Source organism: Betaproteobacteria bacterium (assembly GCA_009693245.1).
Lineage (GTDB): Bacteria > Pseudomonadota > Gammaproteobacteria > Burkholderiales > SHXO01 > SHXO01.
The window spans coordinates 1-18,698 of sequence record SHXO01000066.1 but is presented as its reverse complement, the minus strand read 5'-3'; the positions used below and the strand labels follow the sequence as shown (position 1 = coordinate 18,698).

The window sequence follows — 18,698 nt, the reverse complement described above, 5'->3', positions numbered from 1 at the left end:
GTCGGTCAGTTTTAGGATGTGAAAACCAGCGGGACTTCGGAAGGGAACTGCCGTTTCTCCCAGGCGTAACTTTCGAAGAGCTTCGACAAAGAGCGAAGGCAACCGCGCGGGCGAGCGCCATCCCATGGCACCGCCTTGCAATGCATCCGGCGCATCGGAGTAGACCGCCGCCACCTGCGCAAAATCCAAACCTTTATTTAGCTGGGCGAGAGCTTCCTCCGCCCTCGCCTTGCGGCGCTTGACTTCTTCTTCTTCCGCTTGCTCTGGCACCGCCACGAGAATGTGCGCCACGTTGTATTCGTCCGTCTTGCCCGCCCCTTGTGACTCTTGCCGGCTCAAGAAGGATGCCACTTCGGCATCGGTCACCGTGAGCCTGCTATCGACTTCTCGCTCCTTCAAGCGGGCGATGATAATTTCCGCGCGGATTTCTGCGCGAAAACTCGCGAACTCCTGCCCATCGTGCTCCACGGCCTCGCGCAAGCCGGCGGGCGTCATCTTGTTATCCTCGGCGATCCGTTCCAACGCTTTTTCAAGCTCGGCGTCGTTGACTTGCACGCCGAAATTCTTGGCGCTCGCCAGCAGCACGCGCTTGGTGATGAGTCTTTCCAATATCTGGCGCTCGAACTCGTCATAGCGCGGAACTTTCGTCCCCTGCTTCTTGAGGATTTGCTCGCTACGTTGTACCTCATTCGCCAACTCCAGCGAGGTAATGACGTCCTCGTTCACCACGGCGGCCACTCGGTCCAGCGCCACGACCTTGCTATTGCGCGGCTGCTCGGCCCCAATGCCGGTTCCAATGACTCCCGCCAGAACCGATGCGAGGACGTAAGATTTCCCTATCTGCATCATGGGTTAGTTCCTTTATTGGGTAAATCGGTGGTCTTCGTATACCCGGTAATGTTCTGCCGCAGAACGTCGAGGGGGTTACTGCCCAGGCCCGTGAGCCCCGTGAATTCCAATTGCACGAAGAACGATTTCACCAGGTCCGAGGTCGCCGTGGCGAACCGGTGCGCCACCATGCGCACGGCCCAGCATCCAGCATTATATTCAAGGCCCGCCAAGCCTTCGACGATGTGACGGGCCTGAAGCGAATAGTTCCACCTCGCCAGCCCCGTCCATTGGCGTGAAAGCGGCCACTGCGAGGAGATATCCAGAGTCTTCAGAGTATCTTGCTGAAAGCGATAACCAAAATTGGCGGCCTTGCCTGCCTCGGGCTGGTAGCGAAACACCACACTCAACTTTTGGGCTTGCCCGTTGTTGATGTCGTATTGCAACACCGAATCCACCGACCAGTCCCGCGTCAGCTTGCCATTTAACACGGCCAGCACATCGGAACGATTGAACTCACGCACTTGGTTGTTGAGTGTCACCTGTTGCGACTTGAAGTAATAGCGCTGGCCCAGAACGGCCCGCAGTCTTTCTTCGCCCGACTCCGAATCGAGCAAGCGGCTAGTGACCGCCGCCGTGAGTTGGTTGGCGTCGTTCAAGCGATCCGCGCCGCTGAATTGGTTCTCGGTGAAAATCTGGCCAAAATTGAAGTCGGCCACGGCCGTGTCGAGAAGAGGAAATTTGCTTTGATCCTCGTAGGGAATGTACACATAGTACAAGCGCGGCTCCAGGGTCTGTAAGAAAGCCTGGCCGAACAATGTGGCGTCGCGCTCCATGATTACCGTTGAGTCCAAGCTCAAGACCGGCAAAGTGCGCGTCTCGTCTTCTTGCGCGGTGCTGGTGAAGTTGTAGCGCCGGTGATGCAGGCCCACCTTGGGGGTGAAAGTAAAGTAGCCAGCATCCAGGGGGATTTGCACGCTCGGGTAATAGAGTTGCCGCACAACTTCCACTTGCGTGGGATGCCGGAAGGCCGCCACCTCCCCTTGGAAGTTCAGGGCGAAGACCTGTACATTGGCACGCGATGCGTTCAAGGTAACTTGCGGGACGCGCGCATAGGGAGGCACCACCGGCGCCAAGGGGTCTTGCAGGGTTTGAAACCGCTGCGTTCTTACGCCGGCATTCCACCAACCACCGTTATAGGCCAAGGACGCTTCCCGCGGCAAGTTCGTGAGCGAGGTCACGGAAATCTTGTCGCTCAAATCGATGAAGTATTGGTCGTCGGAAACCTTATTTAAGTTGAGGGACGCCGAAAAACCACCGCCCAAGTCATGGGTATGCTTGAAGGCGAGACCGTAGCGCGAGTCGTTTATAACCAGGTCATCGGGTAAGTACTCCGCGTGCAACTCCCCTGAAAAAGACCGGTTGAGATAGCGCAATTCGTTCTTCAACAACAGACCGCGCTTGCTCATGAAACGCGGCGATACGGTGGCGTCGTAATTGGGCGCCAGATCAAGGTAGAGCGGAGTCGTGATCTCAAATCCGCCTTTTTGCGTGGTGCCAATGGAAGGCGCGAGCAATCCTGTCTTGCGCTTGCTTCCCACAGGGAAGTCGAGCCAAGGGGAGTACAGAATGGGCACTTCCTTGAAACGTAAGGTTGCGTTCCTCGCTTCACCGATGTCGCGCGTTCTATCTATATCGAGCTGGCTCACCTTGAGATACCAGTCATCGTGGCCCAGCTCGCAAGTGGTATAGATTGCCTTGGTGGCCTGAAAGCGATCTTGGCCGGCGAATTCTGCGCGCCGGGCCCAGCCTCTCGCGCCATATTGCTTGATGTAATATGTGGGTTCTTCGATGTAACCAGAGTTAGTATCCGTGTCGAAGAAAAACCGGCTCCCCGTGATGACATCGCCCCCGCGGTCGATCTTTACATGGCCGCTTCCTGAAAGTTCGTTCTCCGCCAGCGATCCGAACAAATCATCGGCCCAAGCCTGCATTCCCCGGCCGCTTAGTTTCACATCGCCTTGAGCGTGAAATTCTCCTGTTTGGTAGCCCGCCAGACGGTCGGCCTCGATCAAGAAAGGCGAATCCTCTTCGGAACTGGCGGAATGCGCCTTCAGATCCGGATGACCAGGCCGATCAAGCTTCAGCCCTAGCTCTTCCGCCATGGCCGATGACGCGAACGCCGCCGCTGCACAAGCCGCGAGTACGCGGGGTCGATAAGACATGCTGGCGAGAGATGGCGGAGAGGGATTGGAAGCTACAATTCTACCTTTTACTTTTGGCACACCAAATTCCGCTGGCATGAACCGGCAACAACTACTAGAAACTTGGCTGCACGAACGGCTTGGCCAAGCAAGCCTGAGAATCGAGCCTGCCTCCGCGGACGCCAGCTTTAGGCGCTACTTCCGCGTATTCGTGAACGGGCAAACGCTGATCGCCATGGACGCACCTCCGCCCCAGGAGGATTGCCGCCCCTTCGTGCACGTCGCGAAGTTGTTCCACGACGCGGGCGTGCACGTCCCGCGCATCGTGGAGCAAGATCTCGCCGCCGGATTCTTGCTGCTGAGCGATCTTGGCGCCCAAACCTATCTACAGCGCTTGTCACCGGAAAATGCCGGCGGCCTTTATAGCGATGCCATTGACGCCTTGATAAGCATTCAACTGGCTAGCCGAGCGGGTCAATTACCCGCTTACGACCACGCGTTGCTCCACCGCGAGGTGATGTTATTTCCGGACTGGTACATACAGCGCCATCTCAACACGGCCCTAACGCCTGGCCAACGCTCGCGGTTGGAAGCAGTCTTCAATACGGTTTTAGCGCGCAACTTGAACGAGGGTAAGGTCTACGTTCACCGCGACTATCACTCGCGTAATTTGATGATCGGCGCACCCAATCCCGGCATTCTCGATTTTCAGGACGCCGTCCATGGCCCCATCTCCTACGACTTGGTATCGCTCCTGAAGGACGCCTACATCGCGTGGGACGAGGAACGCGTGCTGGACTGGACCGCGCGCTATTGGCAACAAGCGCGCAAAGCCTCCCTTCCCGTGCCCGCCGATTTCGGCGAGTTCTACAAGGACTTCGAGTGGATGGGGGTGCAACGCCACTTGAAGGTGTTGGGAATTTTCGCGCGCCTGTGGCACCGCGATGGTAAGGATGGGTATCTCAAGGATCTTCCGCTGGTGATGGCCTACCTGCGCAAAGCCTGCGCGCGCTATGCCGAGCTAAATCCGATGATACGGTTGCTGGACGAACTGCAAGGCAAGTCGATTACGGCGGGGCTCACGTTTTGACGACCGCGATGCCCCAAGCCATGATTCTTGCCGCGGGCCGTGGCGAACGCATGCGGCCCCTGACGGATCGCACGCCTAAATGTCTTCTGGAGGCGGGCGGAAAGCCCCTCATTCAATGGCATGTGGAAGCCCTCCAAGCGGCGGGTTTCGCCGATATCGCCATCAATCATGCCTGGCTCGGCGGCCAGATCGAGTCATACCTCGGCGATGGCTCCCGCTTCGGAGTTCGCATACGTTACTCCAGCGAAGGAACCGCGCTGGAAACCGCGGGGGGGATAGCCAAGGCGCTGCCCCTCTTGGAGGGCGAGTGTTTTGTCGTGGTGAACGGCGACATTTTCACCGACTTCGATTTCGCGGCGCTGCTGCCAAGAGCCGCCATGCTGGCGTCCCACGCAAAGAATGCCCACTTGGTGCTGGTGAACAATCCGGCTCACAACGCAAAAGGCGATTTTTCCTTGGAGGGCAAACGCGTGACATTCGCGTCATCGCCGCCCTATACCTTCAGTGGCATCGGAGTCTACAAGCGGTCATTCTTCGCCTACATCGTACCGGGTACCCGCGCCGCATTGGGACCGCTCTTGAAGCAAGCGATCTCGCAAGGCGATATAAGCGGGTGTAAATACGACGGGCTGTGGTTGGACGTGGGCACGCCCGAGCGGCTAGCGCAAGCAGACCAGCTTGCACGAGACCGGCTCTCATGATCTACATTCCCACCCACTTCAACGAACGCGACACCGGCGAAATGCACGGTCTCATCAATAGCGCGCCCTTCGCCACCTTGGTGAGCCACGCCGATGGCGATATTCAAGTCACCCACCTTCCCCTGACCCTAGAGCGCGGAACTACACCCTACGGGACACTGAGCGGCCATATGGCGCGCGCGAACCCGCATTGGAAATGTCTTTCTCAGGGCCGTCACCTCGCTATCTTCCACGGCCCGCACCGCTATATTTCTCCCGCCTGGTATGGCCAGCATCCCAGCGTCCCCACGTGGAATTACGCCGTCGTGCACGCCAGCGGAACATGCCGGTTGATCGAGGATGAAGCCAGCATCCTGCGCTTGACCGCGAACTTGACCGAACGCTTCGAGAAAGAAAATGGCACCCATTGGCAACTCCCCGCGGATCCGGCTTACCTCACAACGATGGCGGCTCACATCGTCGGATTCGAACTCATCGTCACCGAACTCCTGGGCAAGTTCAAACTAAGCCAGAACCGCGCCCCCAAGGATAGATACAACGTCATCGCGGCCTTGGAAACGGCGGGAAATGCGTGGGATCTTGATCTTGCCCGTATCATGAAGCCGCGCGCGGGCGCGTAGAGCGCTCGCTATAATCCCTTAAATCCTCCCCACTAAAATTCCCCCATGGCCGAAACAAGCGTATTCCGCTCGCGCCGCAAGCGCCTTGCAAGCGCCATGAAAGCTGGCGTTGCGGTTCTTCGCACGGCACCTGAGCGCCAGCGTAACCGGGACACGCACTATCCCTACCGCCACGACAGTTATTTCTACTACGTCACCGGATTCACCGAACCCGAATCCGTCGTGGTGATGATCGCCGGAAAAAAACCGAGGAACATACTGTTCTGCCGCGACAAGGATATGGAGCGCGAAATTTGGGACGGTTTTCGCTATGGTCCGGCGCAGGCGAAACGCGCGTTCGGTTTCGACGAAGCGCATTCCATTTCAACCTTGGACGAAAAACTGCCCGAGTTACTGGCAGGCCAACCGGTGCTCTATTGCGATATGGGAGAACACGCGGACTGGGACGCGCGCCTGATGAAATGGTTGAACGCCGTGCGCGCGCAAATCCGCAGCGGCATCTCAGCCCCTTCCCAACTGCATGACATTCGGCGGATCCTGGATGAAATGCGGCTGCGCAAGGATGAGAAGGAAGTTGCCACCATGCGCAGGGCCGCCGAAATTTCCTCGGCGGCGCACCAGCGCGCCATGGTGGCCACCAAGCCGGGGCGTTACGAGTACGAAATCGAGGCGGAGTTGTTGCACGAGTTTCGCCGTCACGGCGCGCAGGCTCCTGCTTATACGTCCATTGTGGCCGGCGGTGCCAATGCCTGCGTGCTGCACTACGCCGCCAACGACGCCAAGATGAAGGATGGCGATCTGCTGCTCATCGATGCCGGATGCGAATTGGATGGATACGCGGCCGATATCACGCGCACCTTTCCCATCGGGGGAAAATTCAGCGGGCCGCAGCGCGCTATCTACGAATTAGTGCTGGCCGCGCAAGCCGCTGCCATCGCCGAAGTCAAGCCGAAGAAGACATTCCAGGCCCCGCACGACGCCGCCGTCAAGGTTCTCACCCAGGGCATGATCGATCTGGGCTTGCTCAAAGGTAGCCTCGGGGGACTCATCGAATCCGGGGACTATCGCAAGTTTTACATGCACCGTACGGGCCATTGGCTGGGCATGGACGTACACGATTGCGGCGACTACAAGCACGAAGGCGAGTGGCGCGCCCTTGAACCAGGCATGATGCTCACTGTGGAACCTGGATGCTATGTGCGGCCGGCCAGCGACGTTCCGGAGCGCTTCTGGAACATCGGTGTGCGCATTGAGGACGACGCTCTGGTCACTGCTAGAGGTTGTGAGATTCTCACGGCGGCCGCGCCCAAAGCCGTCGCGGACATCGAACGGCTGATGCGCCGTTAGATGACGTTCGATGCCGTCATCATCGGCGGGGGGCCTATTGGGATTGCCACCGGTCTTGCCCTGTCATCGCTGGGGTACCGCATCCTCATCGCGGAGAAGCGCGAGGCTGCCACTCCCCGGGACGACCGCAGAATTCTGGCGCTCTCGCAGGGCAGCCGTCTGATCCTTGAGCGCCTGGGCGTATGGCAGGCGCTGTCCAATACCACTAGCATCACGCAGATTCGCGTGTCGGACCGCGGCGCGCTGGCACCCGTTACCTTGCGCGCCAGCGAATGCCGCGTGCCCGCGCTAGGGCATGTCACGACATTCAACGATCTTAGCCAGGCACTGTCGCACAAACTGCAAGAGCACACCAACGCGGAGATTCGTTTCGGTTGCACCGCGCGCACCGCCAGCATGAGTGCGCACACCGCTGAAGTGGAACTAGAAGCGGGCAAATCCGAGATAGTGAGCGCACCCTTGGTCATTCATGCCGAGGGCGGCGGCCGGCCCTCGGACGGCGTCAGCGTCAAGGACTACGCGCAATGGGCCATCGTTGCCGAGGTGTGGTCGCAGCAACCCCATCTGAACCGCGCCCATGAGCGATTTTGCGAGACGGGTCCCATCGCTTTGTTGCCCTTCGAGGATCATTTCGCGCTCATTTGGACGGTGTCCGCCGAGCGGGGCGATGCGCTGATGAACGCGCGGGACAGCGAGTTCACGCAAGCCCTCTCCGAGTCTTTCGGCCCGTGGGCAAGGCGCTTCACCCGCGTGTCCCCGCGCGCGCGATTTCCCTTGCGCTTGGTGGTGGAACCACGCACCTCGCAAGGGCGCGCCCTTCGCGTGGGAAACGCCGCGCAGCAAATTCATCCCGTCGCGGCGCAGGGATTCAATCTTGGGTTGCGCGACATCTGGGCATTGCGCGAATTGCTATGGAAACGGCCAGCCGATCCTGGCGACCCGGCGATTCTGCGGGAATTCGCGAGCAACCGGCACCGGGACCGAAGCCAAAGCGTCCGTCTCACCGATGCGTTGGTGGGGATTTTTGGAAGTTCGCATCCCGCTGTGCGAGCCGGGCGAACTCTAGCTTTGTCCTCGCTCGCTCGCTTTAAACCTCTACGCACCGCTTTCGCGCGCCACATGATGTTCGGCTTGTAATTGCCGGGCCTGCATTTTTCGTTTTTCCTCCCCGGCGGATACAAGCGATAAGAGCTTGCGCTACAATCGCACCCTTCCCGCGTCCTTCCCTCGCTATCTCCCGCGCAACCCATGCGAATCGGCCCTTACACGCTCGAAAATAAAACCATAGCGGCGCCGATGGCGGGTGTAACCGACCGGCCCTTTCGCCAGTTGTGCAAGAAACTGGGCGCGGCCATGGCCGTCTCGGAGATGGTGACCAGCGATCCGCGCCTTTATGGCACGGAAAAGACGCAACGCCGAACCAATCACGATGGAGAAGTGCAACCGGTGTCCGCGCAAATCGCCGGTGCCGATCCCAGAATGCTCGCCGAGGCAGCTCGCCACAATGTAGGAACCGGCGCGCAGATCATCGACATCAACATGGGATGTCCCGCGAAAAAGGTGTGCAACGTGCAAGCGGGCAGCGCATTGCTCAGGGACGAGGTACTTGTCGGGCGCATTCTCGATGCGGTCGTGCAAGCGGTGGAGGTACCGGTCACTCTCAAGATCCGCACGGGATGGGACGGGCACAGCAAGAATGCGGTTCGGATCGCCAGGATCGCCGAGGCGGCCGGTGTGAAAGCGCTCACGGTTCACGGCCGCACGCGCGCGTGTGGCTTTACCGGAGAAGCGGAGTACGAGACCATCGCCGCGGTGAAATTCGCCGTGAGCATCCCCATCATCGCCAACGGCGATATTGCCACGGCGCGAAAAGCGAAGGAGGTGCTAGCCGCCACCCACGCCGACGCCGTCATGATTGGCCGGGCCGCGCAAGGGCGCCCATGGATCTTTCGGGAAATCAATCACTACCTGGAAACCGGCCGGACATTACCTCCGCCCGCGCCGGAGGAAATTCTCGGCGTGCTCATAGGCCACTTACACGAGCTATACGCTTTTTACGGCGAGCACACCGGCGTGCGCGTCGCGCGCAAACACATCGGGTGGTACACAAAGACCTTGCCGGGCGCGGAGCAATTCCGGCGGCGCATCAACGAACAGGAAACAGGGACCGGGCAGCTGGCCGAAGTAGAGCGTCTCTTCGGTCACATGCAAGAGTACCCGTGGGAGGAGGCAGCATGAGCGGAGAAAACGAACTCGCTCGCTGTGTACGCAAGACCTTGGAGGGTTATTTTCGCGATCTCGATGGCGAAACACCCTCGGGCGTATACGGCATGGTGATCCAATGCGTGGAAAAGCCCTTGATCGAGGTCATCCTCAATCACACGGGGGGCAATCAGACCGAGGCGGCGGACATTCTCGGATTGAACCGAAACACGCTACGCAAGAAAATGCAAACGTACCGCATCAAGACTCCTTAGATGAAGCAAGCACTCATCAGCGTTTCGAATAAGGAAGGCGTTGTGGAGCTTGCGCGCGAATTGCTGGCTCTGGGATTCAATTTGTTGTCCACGGGCGGGACCGCCAAACTTCTATCGGAGAGTGGCGCGCGCGTGACCGAAGTGTCCCACTACACCGGGTTTCCCGAAATGCTGGATGGCCGCGTCAAGACGCTTCATCCCAAAGTGCACGGCGGTATCCTCGCGCGGCGTGACCTGCCTGGTCATATGCGTGCCATCGAAGCCGCCGGTATCGGCACCATAGATTTGGTGGTGGTCAATCTCTATCCCTTCGCACAGACCGTGGCGAAACCAAACTGCACCTTGGAAGCTGCCATCGAGAACATCGACATCGGCGGCCCTACCATGGTGCGGGCCGCGGCCAAAAATTACGCCCATGTGACCATCGTCACGGACCCGGCGGACTACGCCCCCGTGCTGCAGGAATTAAGGGCGGCCGGCAACACCAGTACCGAGACGCGCTTTCGCTTGGCGCGCAAGGCGTTCTCCCACACCGCCGCCTATGACGGCGCCATCGGAAATTACCTCACTGCGCTCGATGCGAACGGGCATCGCGCGGCATTTCCGGACCAGATCAATTTCTCCCACGTGAAAGTGCAGAATTTGCGCTACGGCGAAAATCCTCATCAAGAAGCGGCCTTCTACCGCGATCTGGAACCCACCGCCGGTAGTCTAAGCAGTTACCGCCAATTGCAAGGCAAGGAGTTGTCGTTCAACAATCTCGCTGACAGCGATGCCGCGTGGGAGTGCGTAAAGACCTTCAAACAATCCGCCTGCGTGATCGTCAAGCATGCCAACCCTTGCGGCGTGGCCACCGGCGAAACTGCCGAAGCCGCGTACCGGCGCGCCTTCAGCACCGACCCCACCTCGGCTTTCGGCGGCATCATTGCGTTCAACCGGGAAGTCAACGAGGCTTGCGCGCAAGCGCTAACGCAGCAATTCGCAGAAGTACTCATGGCACCGGGTTTTACCTCGGAGGCGATACGCGTGTTATCCGCCAAGGCCAACGTGCGCGTGTTGGAAATTGCCATGCACTCGCAGCCCAACACATGGGATAGCAAACGCGTGGGCGGCGGTTTGCTGGTGCAAACACCGGACTTCAGAAACGTTAGAGTTCAGGAATTAAAAGTCGTAACGCGCGTGCAACCTAGTCCCGCTCAAATGAACGATCTCATGTTTGCCTGGCGCGTGGCCAAGTTCGTCAAGTCCAATGCCATCGTGTTTTGCAAGGATGGGCAAACGCTTGGGGTGGGCGCAGGGCAGATGAGCCGTATCGATAGCGCACGCATCGCCGCGATCAAGGCCGAGAATGCCGGTTTGCCTCTGGTTAAGTCGGTCGTGGCCTCCGATGCCTTCTTCCCTTTCCGGGATGGCTTGGACGTCGTCGCCAAGGCCGGTGCCCAAGCCATCATTCAACCTGGCGGGAGCATGCGCGACGACGAAGTCATCGCCGCCGCCAACGAGCATGGCATCGCCATGGTATTCACGGGAGTCCGCCATTTTCGCCACTAACGCACTGACGCCAGGCACGAGCGAGTTTTTTGCCTCACGCCTCACGGCTCACGCCTCACGCACACATGAATCTCCTCCTCATCGGTAGCGGCGGCCGCGAACATGCGCTGGGTTGGCGCCTCGCTCAATCCCCCCGTGTGGGACGAATCCACGTCGCGCCCGGCAATGGAGGCACGGACGGCGAGGACGGAGTGGTCAACACGCTCCTGAACAATATTGGCGAGATGCTGGAGTTCGCCAAGCGCGAATCCATCGCGCTCACCGTGGTAGGCCCGGAGGCGCCGCTGGCCGAGGGTATCGTGGACGCCTTCCGTGCCGAAGGATTAAGAATCTACGGTCCCACGCACAAGGCCGCGCAGTTGGAGAGTTCCAAGAATTTCGCCAAGGATTTCATGGTGGCGCACGGCATTCCCACCGCGCGCCACCAGACATTCACCGATGCCGCGCGAGCCCATGCCTACGTGGATGCTCAGGGCGCGCCGATCGTGCTCAAGGCGGATGGATTGGCGGGTGGCAAGGGCGTGATCGTGGCCATGACCGCGGACGAAGCCTACGCCGGAATCAACCAGCTCATGCAGTCCAATTCGCTAGGGGGCGCCGGTAATAAGCTGGTGATCGAGGAGTACATCGAAGGCGAGGAAATCAGCTTCATCGTCATGGTGGACGGGCGCAACATCTTGCCCCTTGCCACCAGCCAGGATCACAAGCGCCTGCTCGACAAAGACCAAGGGCCCAATACGGGTGGGATGGGTGCGTACTCGCCGGCGCCCATGGTCACACCGGAGTTGCACGCGCGCATCATGCGCGAAGTGATTCAGCCCACCGTGGCCGCGATGGATGCTAATGGCGAACCCTACACGGGATTTCTCTATGCCGGACTCATGCTCACGCCGGATGGCCAAATTAAAGTGCTGGAATTCAACTGCCGCATGGGCGACCCGGAAACGCAACCCATCATGATGCGCTTGAAGAGCGATTTGTTCGCGCTCGTGGAACATGGCGTGAATGGCACGCTGGATCGCATCGAGGCGCAGTGGGACCGGCGCGTCGCGCTGGGCGTTGTGCTCGCGGCCGCGGGCTATCCCGGCGATCCGCGCAAGGGCGATGAGATCAGCGGAATTCCTCGTGACAGCGACGACGTTCACGTCTTTCACTCGGGCACCAGGAATGAGGAAGGGCGCATCCTCACCCATGGCGGCCGTGTGCTTTGCGTGACGGCGCTCGGAGACACGGTGCGCGTCGCGCAGCGCCGTGCCTACGAAGCCGCCGGCCAAATTAAATTCCCTGGCAAACATATGAGGCGTGACATCGGTTATCGCGCCCTGGCCCCAAAGCGTTCGTGAACACCGAAGCCGTACGCTGCTTTCTCCTGGAACTCCAGCAGAATATCGTTAAGAAACTGGAAGAACTCGATGGCAAGCAGTTTCGCCGCGACGGATGGGAGCGTACGGAGGGCGGCGGTGGATTAAGCTGCCTGCTGGAAGAAGGCAATCTATTCGAACGCGCGGGGGTTTCCTTCTCCCATGTATTGGGCGCGGCACTGCCGCCATCCGCCTCGGCATCGCGGCCAGAACTGGCCGGGCGCGGATTTCAGGCCATGGGCGTTTCCCTTGTGTTGCACCCGCGCAATCCTTACGTGCCCACCGCGCACATGAACGTGCGCCACTTCTTGGCGGAAAAAGCAGGCGCGGACCCAGTGTGGTGGTTCGGCGGGGGCATGGATTTAACGCCTTACTACGCCTTCGCGGAAGACGCCGTTCATTTCCATCGCACCTGCAAGGCGGCGCTTGATCCCTTCGGCGAGCACTATCATCCGCGCTTCAAGAAATGGTGCGACGAATATTTATATCTGAAACATCGTAAGGAACCGCGCGGCATCGGCGGCATTTTTTTCGACGATCTAGCCGACCAGGATTTCGGCTTCTCCTTCGCGCTGATGAGTAACGTGGGGAAAAATTTCCTAACAGGCTATGCACCCATCGTTGCATGCCGCCGCGATATTGCCTATGGCGAGCGTGAGCGCGACTTTCAAGCCTACAGGCGCGGGCGCTACGTGGAGTTCAATCTCGTCTTCGACCGCGGCACCTTGTTTGGCCTGCAATCTCAAGGGCGCACGGAGTCCATACTCATGTCGCTGCCGCCCATCGTGAAGTGGCGCTACGATTGGCACCCCGAACCTGGGAGTGCCGAAGCTCGGCTTTACACGGACTTTCTCGTGGCCCGGGACTGGGTTTCGTGACAAATCTCTCGCTGGATTTGACCTTTCGGGCAAGGCATGGGTACTGCGTTGTGCCTTCGCGTTGTTCGCTTGAACGCACTTAATGATGAGGTCATGCATGCGATACGTTTCTATGTTCTCGGGGTTGGGGTTGGTGCTGGCGCTCGCCGCCAGCATGGTGCAAGCCGGTGATGTCGATCTCGGGGCCGTGGTAGGTGGCGCGGTGGGCGGTGGTGTGGGCGCGGGAGTCGGCTCCCACGTTGGGGGTACCAAAGGTGCCATCATTGGCGGTGCCATCGGTGGCGCAACAGGCGCGGCCGTGGGTTCCAGCACCCGGAAACCCGATGTCGTGGTTAAAGAAAAGGTCGTGGTGAAGGAGCGCGTGCGAGTCGTCGAAGCAGAGGAGCATGAAGGTCCTCCTGGCCACCGAAAAGGCAAGAAGAAAGGCTGGAAGAAAAAGCACCGGGACGACTGATTTAGACTTACTTCAAGGAGAGCCAAGCGGCTCCCTTTTTTTATTACTCTCCCAAATACGCTTTACGCACTTCCGGGTTCTCGAGCAACTCCTTGGCGTCCCCCGTGAGAGTCACCTCCCCGCTTTCCATCACATAGCCACGCTGGCTCACCTCCAGAGCGAGCTTGGCGTTTTGCTCCACCAGCAGCACGGTGACGCCTTCGTCTCTCACTTTGCGGATGGTTTCGAAAATCTTTTGCACCATGAGGGGTGCCAAGCCCATGCTGGGCTCATCCAAGACCAACAGCTTCGGTTTGCTCATGAGGGCGCGCGCGATGGCAAGCATTTGCTGCTCACCACCGGAAAGCGTGCCGGCTAATTGCGTCTTACGTTCCTTCAAGCGCGGAAACAAGGCGTAGGCATGCTCCAAATCCTGTTTGACCGCGCCCGCCTCGTTGCGCGTGTAGGCGCCCATGCCAAGGTTTTCTTCCACGGTGAGACGCGCGAACACGCCGCGCCCCTCGGGTACCAGCGCTAGTCCGCGTGTGACCAGCGTGTGGGAAAGCGCTCCGGTGATATCCGCCCCGTCATAGCGCACGGTTCCTCCCGCGGGTTTGAGCATGCCGGCGATGGCCTTGAGCGTCGTGGTTTTCCCCGCGCCATTAGCACCGATAAGGCACACCATCTCGCCGCGGCCCACCTCGAAGCTCACGCCCTTGACCGCCGCGATGCCGCCGTAGTGAACCTTGAGGTGATCCACTTGAAGCATCGCTATGCGACCGCTCCGCCCAGATACGCCTCGATCACTTTCGCATCACGTTGCACCTTGGCCGGAACGTCCTCGGCGATTTTTTCGCCGTAGTCCAGCACCGCCACTCGGTCGCACAATCCCATCACTAGCTTCACATCGTGCTCGATCAGCAACACGGTGATGCCGTCATGCCGAAGCGCCGTGATGAGTTTGCGCAGGCTCGCCGTCTCCGTGGCGTTCATGCCCGCCGCGGGCTCATCCAGGGCGAGAATCTTGGGCTCGGTGGCCAGTGCGCGCGCGATTTCCAGCCGCCGCTGGTCCCCGTAGGAAAGTTGGTTGGCCGTGTCGTTGGCACGGGACTCGATTCCGACGTAGCGTAGTAATTCCTGGGCGCGCTCGGTAATGGAGCGTTCCTCGGCAACGGTCGCTCGCGTGCGAAAGATAGCGCCCATCGCGCGCGCGCGCGTGCGCACATGGCGGCCCACCATGACATTTTCCAGCGCACTCATGTTGCCGAACAGGCGAATGTTCTGAAAAGTGCGCGCGATGCCTTGCACGGCAACGGCGTGTGGCGCTTCCGTGACGAGCTTCTTGCCTTCGAGCGAGAACTCGCCTTCATTGGCTTGGTAGAGGCCGGTCAGGCAATTGAATAGAGTAGTCTTACCCGCGCCATTGGGGCCGATAAGGCCATAGATTTCGCCCCTCTGAATCGTGAGCGACACCGCGTTCAACGCTTTCACTCCGCCGAAGCGCTTCGACACGCCGCGAGCCTCCAAGATCACGCCCGTCATGATGGGCCGCGAAGTTCGCGCCGCCGCGTGGAAGACGGCCACAGCCCGGCGGGCCGAAAGCGCATCATCAGCACCAACGCTAATCCGAACAACAGCATGCGGATCACCTCGGGCTCTATGATCATCTTGCCGAAGAGGGACTTCTGCAATGGCTCCACGGTGTAACGCAAAATCTCCGGAACAAAAGAAAGAAGCACGGCGCCCGCGATCACTCCGAAAATATTTCCCATCCCGCCGAGTACCACCATGGCCAGCACCATGATGGATTCCACCAGCACGAAACTCTCGGGGCTGATGAATCCTTGAATGGCGGCGAAGATGCCTCCCGCGATACCGCCGAAGGACGCGCCCATGGCAAACGCCAGCAACTTGATGTGCGTGGTGTTGATGCCCACGGCCTTGGCCGCCAATTCGTCCTCGCGGATGGCTTGCCACGCACGCCCGATGCGCGAATCCTCCAGGCGCAAGTTGATAATGATGACCACCACCAGAACGGCCAGCAGCAAGTAGTAGTACTTCATGGGTCCGCTCACCGAAAACCCGAACCAGGTGTCGGTGCCGCGAAAACTCACGCCGCCAATTTGTACCGGTTCGATGCGGGCGATGCCACGGGGCCCGTTGGTGAGGTTGAAGGGCTGGGATAGGTTGTTCAAGAAGATACGGACGATCTCCCCGAAGCCCAAGGTCACGATGGCAAGATAGTCCCCGCGTAATTTCAGCGTGGGCGCACCCAACAGCACGCCAAAGGTGCAAGCGATCAAGGCGCCGATGGGCAGCACCACCCAAAAGGGCAGTGCCAGCCCGAAATGCGGCGACGCCAGAAGAGCATACGTGTAGGCGCCCACGGCGTAAAAAGCGATGTAGCCCAGATCGAGCAAACCGGCGAACCCCACCACGATGTTGAGCCCCAAGGACAGCAGAGCGAACAAGATGGCGAGATTGGTGATTCGAACCCAAGCCGTGCCGGCTTGGGTGAGTGCGAAAGGCAGAATCAACAGGGCCACGACGACGAACGCCAGTCCCGCTTTGGAGGAGCGCGAACCGGACAAGAAATCGAACCAGCGCTTCATCTCACGCCCGGTCCGCCACGCGCTCGCCCAGTAAGCCGGACGGGCGAATCACCAGCACCAGGATCAATACCAAGAAGGCAAACACGTCCTGGTAGTTACTGCCGAAAAGGATCATGTGCCCGTCGAGTTGGCACCGCTCCGACACCCAACCTTGCACCAGGGGCCATCTGCATAGATCCGTGAGGTCCCCAATATAGCCCGCGCCCAATGACTCCACCAAGCCCAGCAGCACGCCGCCCACCATGGCCCCCGCGAGATTGCCGATCCCCCCTAACACCGCGGCTGAAAATGCCTTGAGTCCCAGCACCGCGCCCATGGTGTAGTGCGCGATTCCGTAGTAACTGCCGAACATGACCCCGGCGATGGCACCGAGCGCGGCGCCGATGAGAAAGGTGGACGCGATCACCCGGTCCACCGAGACGCCCATCAGCGCCGCCACGGAAGCGTTCTCCGCCGTCGCGCGCATGGCCACGCCAAGCTTGGTGCGGTAGACCATGAGCGTGAGGCCCGTCATCAAGAGAAAGGAGATCGAGATGATGCCAATTTGCACCGCGGTGATGGTGGCGCCCGCGACCTCGAAGGTGATGACCGGAATGATTTGCGGAAACGCCAGATTGTTGCGGCTCCACACCAGCATGGCCACATGCTGCAAGATGATGGACATTCCGATGGCGGTAATCAATGGCGCCAAGCGCGGCGCCTTGCGCAGAGGGCGGTAGGCCACTCTTTCCAGCATATAGCCGGTAGCCATGCATACAGGAACCGCCGCCAGCGTTCCCGCAAGAACGATCAGCAGCGCCGGCAAGGGAACCTGTGCCCCAACAAGACTTGTAATGACCGTGAAAGCCACCATGGCACCCAGCATCACCACCTCTCCGTGGGCGAAATTGATGAGCTGAATGATGCCGTACACCATGGTGTATCCCAGCGCCACGATGGCGTAGACACTACCAAGTGTCAGTCCATTGATGATCTGCTGGAGAAAGATATCCATCTACGAACAAAAAAAACGGCACCACTGAGGTGCCGTTTTTTTCATGGCTTGAGTTGCGTTCGGTCTAGCTTATTTGGCGGGTTCCTTCGCCGGCTCGGCCGCGGGTGCCGCCGCCGGAGCGGAAGCAGCAGGCGCGGGGGCCGTGGCCGCCACGTACTCTTCCATGGTCATGCTCTTGCCACTCTTGATGATGGCGATGGGTTCGATCTTTCCGGCCTTCATGGTGAAGATAGTCATCTCGGCGTCCTTGCGATCGCCTTTCTCGTCGAACTCTATCAATCCGCTCGCGCCCTTGTGGCTGGCTGAATGCAACGCGGCCAAGTACTTCGCCGGGTCGGTGGAATCCGCCTTCTTCATGGCTTCGATCAACAGATTCGCCGCATCGTAGGTAAAGGGCGCATAGAGAATCGGATCGGCATTGAATTTGGCTTTGTAGGCATCCAGAAAGCTCTGGCTCGCGGCCTTGACAGGAATTCCGGCCTGCGAACAAATCATGCCTTCAGCCGCCGCTCCCGCGAGTTCGGTCATCTTGTTCGTGCATGCGCCATCTCCGTAGGCGAAGACAGCCTTGATTCCGAGTTCACGGGCCTGCTTGAGAAGCGGACCGCCCGAGGCATCCATGCCGCCGAAAAACACGGCATCGGGTTTCTTGCCCTTGAGTTTGGTAAGAATCGCTTTCCAATCCGTGGTTTTGTCGGTTCCCTTCTCGCGGGGCAGCACCCTCACCCCCGCCGCCTTGAGGGTCTTCTCGACTTCATTGGCCAGCCCTTCGCCGTAGGCTGTGGCATCATCGATGACGGCAGCGGTTTTAGGTTTGCTTTGGCTCACGAGGTAGTTGGCGACGGCGGGACCTTGCTGGTCGTCGCGTCCCACCACCCGGAAGATGTTCTTGAAGCCCTGCTCGGTCAGCGCCGGGTTCGTGGCGGAAGCGGTGATCATCGGAATGCCCGCTTGGTTGTAGAGGGCAGAGGCCGGAATGGTCACTCCGGAATTCAAATGCCCAACAATACCCGCGACTTTCGCATCCACCAGTTTTTGCGCCACGGTGGTGCCCACCTTGGGATCGGCTTGGTCGTCCTCACCCATCATCTCGAACTTGATTTTGTGCCCGCCGATGGTGATACCGGCCTTGTTGGCCTCTTCGATGGCGAGCGCGGCGCCGTTCTCATTGTCCTTGCCCAGATGCGAGATGCCACCCGTTAGGGGCGCAACGTGACCGATCTTGACGATGGTTTCCGCCGGGGCGGCGGGCGCTTGCGCGGCGGGCGGGGGCGCTTGCTCTTTCTTTCCGCAGGCAACCAGGGCGATAGCGAGTGTGGCCGTTAGGACGGTCTTGGCAAATCCGGGCAATGGATTGCGAGAATTCATGGGACTCCTCATTGGAAGGGTGATGGCAAAAACTGCGCGGATTATTCTCCGACGTCATAAAGATGTCAAACAAATCCCTTCAATTCATTGAGTTGGGGCTGGTACCTGCATGCAGGGACGCGCTCGCGTAGGGAACAAAAAAGCCTGTACAAGGACCGGCTTTTTTTCCTTAGGCCGCCGCGATTATTGCGCCGATAGCACCCACTTCACCAGAGCCTTGATGTCCGCATCGGG

General features: G+C 59.6%; 18 protein-coding genes. 11 read left to right on the top strand and 7 right to left on the bottom strand.

What is annotated here, in order from left to right:
* Together EXR36_11420 and EXR36_11415 are read right to left on the bottom strand one after the other, a co-directional pair.
* On the bottom strand, window positions 1-849 hold an 849-nt coding region (locus EXR36_11420), incomplete at its 3' end, for a molecular chaperone SurA (protein ID MSQ60224.1).
* A complete protein-coding gene (locus EXR36_11415) occupies window positions 846-3,131 on the bottom strand; it encodes an LPS-assembly protein LptD (GenBank protein ID MSQ60223.1) in 2,286 nt (761 codons plus the stop codon). The genes EXR36_11420 and EXR36_11415, both read right to left, overlap by 4 nt.
* On the opposite strand from EXR36_11415, the gene EXR36_11410 reads away from it, so the two are divergent.
* The 11 genes from EXR36_11410 (at window position 3,130) to EXR36_11360 (ending at window position 13,511) form a co-directional block, all read left to right on the top strand.
* Complete coding sequence (locus EXR36_11410; protein MSQ60222.1) at window positions 3,130-4,122, top strand: aminoglycoside phosphotransferase; 993 nt, start codon at window positions 3,130-3,132, stop codon at window positions 4,120-4,122. The genes EXR36_11415 and EXR36_11410 overlap by 2 nt on opposite strands.
* Before the next feature lie 20 nt (window positions 4,123-4,142).
* On the top strand, window positions 4,143-4,823 hold the full coding sequence (locus EXR36_11405; GenBank protein MSQ60221.1) for a nucleotidyltransferase family protein: 681 nt from the start codon (window positions 4,143-4,145) through the stop codon (window positions 4,821-4,823).
* The gene (locus tag EXR36_11400; GenBank protein ID MSQ60220.1) at window positions 4,820-5,443 is read left to right on the top strand and encodes an FMN-binding negative transcriptional regulator; all 624 of its coding nucleotides are present in this window, start codon (window positions 4,820-4,822) and stop codon (window positions 5,441-5,443) included. The genes EXR36_11405 and EXR36_11400 overlap by 4 nt, the downstream gene beginning before the upstream one ends.
* Window positions 5,444-5,488: 45 nt before the next feature.
* Window positions 5,489-6,790: a Xaa-Pro aminopeptidase gene (locus EXR36_11395; GenBank protein MSQ60219.1), complete on the top strand. Its 1,302-nt coding sequence runs from the start codon at window positions 5,489-5,491 to the stop codon at window positions 6,788-6,790.
* On the top strand, window positions 6,791-7,927 hold the full coding sequence (locus EXR36_11390; GenBank protein MSQ60218.1) for a 2-polyprenyl-6-methoxyphenol hydroxylase: 1,137 nt from the start codon (window positions 6,791-6,793) through the stop codon (window positions 7,925-7,927).
* A gap of 111 nt (window positions 7,928-8,038) precedes the next feature.
* Complete coding sequence (gene dusB / locus EXR36_11385; GenBank protein ID MSQ60217.1) at window positions 8,039-9,028, top strand: tRNA dihydrouridine synthase DusB; 990 nt, start codon at window positions 8,039-8,041, stop codon at window positions 9,026-9,028.
* On the top strand, window positions 9,025-9,267 hold the full coding sequence (locus EXR36_11380) for a Fis family transcriptional regulator (GenBank protein MSQ60216.1): 243 nt from the start codon (window positions 9,025-9,027) through the stop codon (window positions 9,265-9,267). The genes dusB and EXR36_11380 overlap by 4 nt, the downstream gene beginning before the upstream one ends.
* Window positions 9,268-10,818, top strand: a complete 1,551-nt coding sequence (gene purH / locus EXR36_11375) for a bifunctional phosphoribosylaminoimidazolecarboxamide formyltransferase/IMP cyclohydrolase (GenBank protein ID MSQ60215.1) — start codon at window positions 9,268-9,270, stop codon at window positions 10,816-10,818.
* 65 nt (window positions 10,819-10,883) lie between these two features.
* Window positions 10,884-12,161, top strand: coding sequence for a phosphoribosylamine--glycine ligase (gene purD / locus EXR36_11370; GenBank protein MSQ60214.1), 1,278 nt, complete (start codon window positions 10,884-10,886; stop codon window positions 12,159-12,161).
* Entirely contained in the window at window positions 12,158-13,057 is a 900-nt protein-coding gene (locus EXR36_11365; protein MSQ60213.1) for an oxygen-dependent coproporphyrinogen oxidase, read from the top strand. The genes purD and EXR36_11365 overlap by 4 nt, the downstream gene beginning before the upstream one ends.
* Window positions 13,058-13,154: 97 nt before the next feature.
* Window positions 13,155-13,511 carry a hypothetical protein gene (locus EXR36_11360; protein MSQ60212.1) on the top strand — a complete coding sequence of 119 codons (357 nt, stop codon included), beginning with the start codon at window positions 13,155-13,157 and terminating at the stop codon, window positions 13,509-13,511.
* A 43-nt stretch (window positions 13,512-13,554) separates the two neighbouring features.
* Here EXR36_11360 and EXR36_11355 read toward each other — a convergent pair whose 3' ends face one another.
* The 5 genes from EXR36_11355 to EXR36_11335 form a co-directional block, all read right to left on the bottom strand.
* The gene (locus EXR36_11355) at window positions 13,555-14,259 is read right to left on the bottom strand and encodes an ABC transporter ATP-binding protein (protein MSQ60211.1); all 705 of its coding nucleotides are present in this window, start codon (window positions 14,257-14,259) and stop codon (window positions 13,555-13,557) included.
* A gap of 2 nt (window positions 14,260-14,261) precedes the next feature.
* Entirely contained in the window at window positions 14,262-15,032 is a 771-nt protein-coding gene (locus EXR36_11350) for an ABC transporter ATP-binding protein (protein ID MSQ60210.1), read from the bottom strand.
* Window positions 15,029-16,102 carry an ABC transporter ATP-binding protein gene (locus tag EXR36_11345; GenBank protein MSQ60209.1) on the bottom strand — a complete coding sequence of 358 codons (1,074 nt, stop codon included), beginning with the start codon at window positions 16,100-16,102 and terminating at the stop codon, window positions 15,029-15,031. The genes EXR36_11350 and EXR36_11345 overlap by 4 nt, the downstream gene beginning before the upstream one ends.
* Window position 16,103: 1 nt before the next feature.
* The gene (locus EXR36_11340) at window positions 16,104-17,096 is read right to left on the bottom strand and encodes a branched-chain amino acid ABC transporter permease (GenBank protein ID MSQ60208.1); all 993 of its coding nucleotides are present in this window, start codon (window positions 17,094-17,096) and stop codon (window positions 16,104-16,106) included.
* Window positions 17,097-17,165: 69 nt separating this feature from the next.
* A complete protein-coding gene (locus EXR36_11335) occupies window positions 17,166-18,464 on the bottom strand; it encodes a branched-chain amino acid ABC transporter substrate-binding protein (protein MSQ60207.1) in 1,299 nt (432 codons plus the stop codon).
* Window positions 18,465-18,698: the final 234 nt, after the last annotated feature.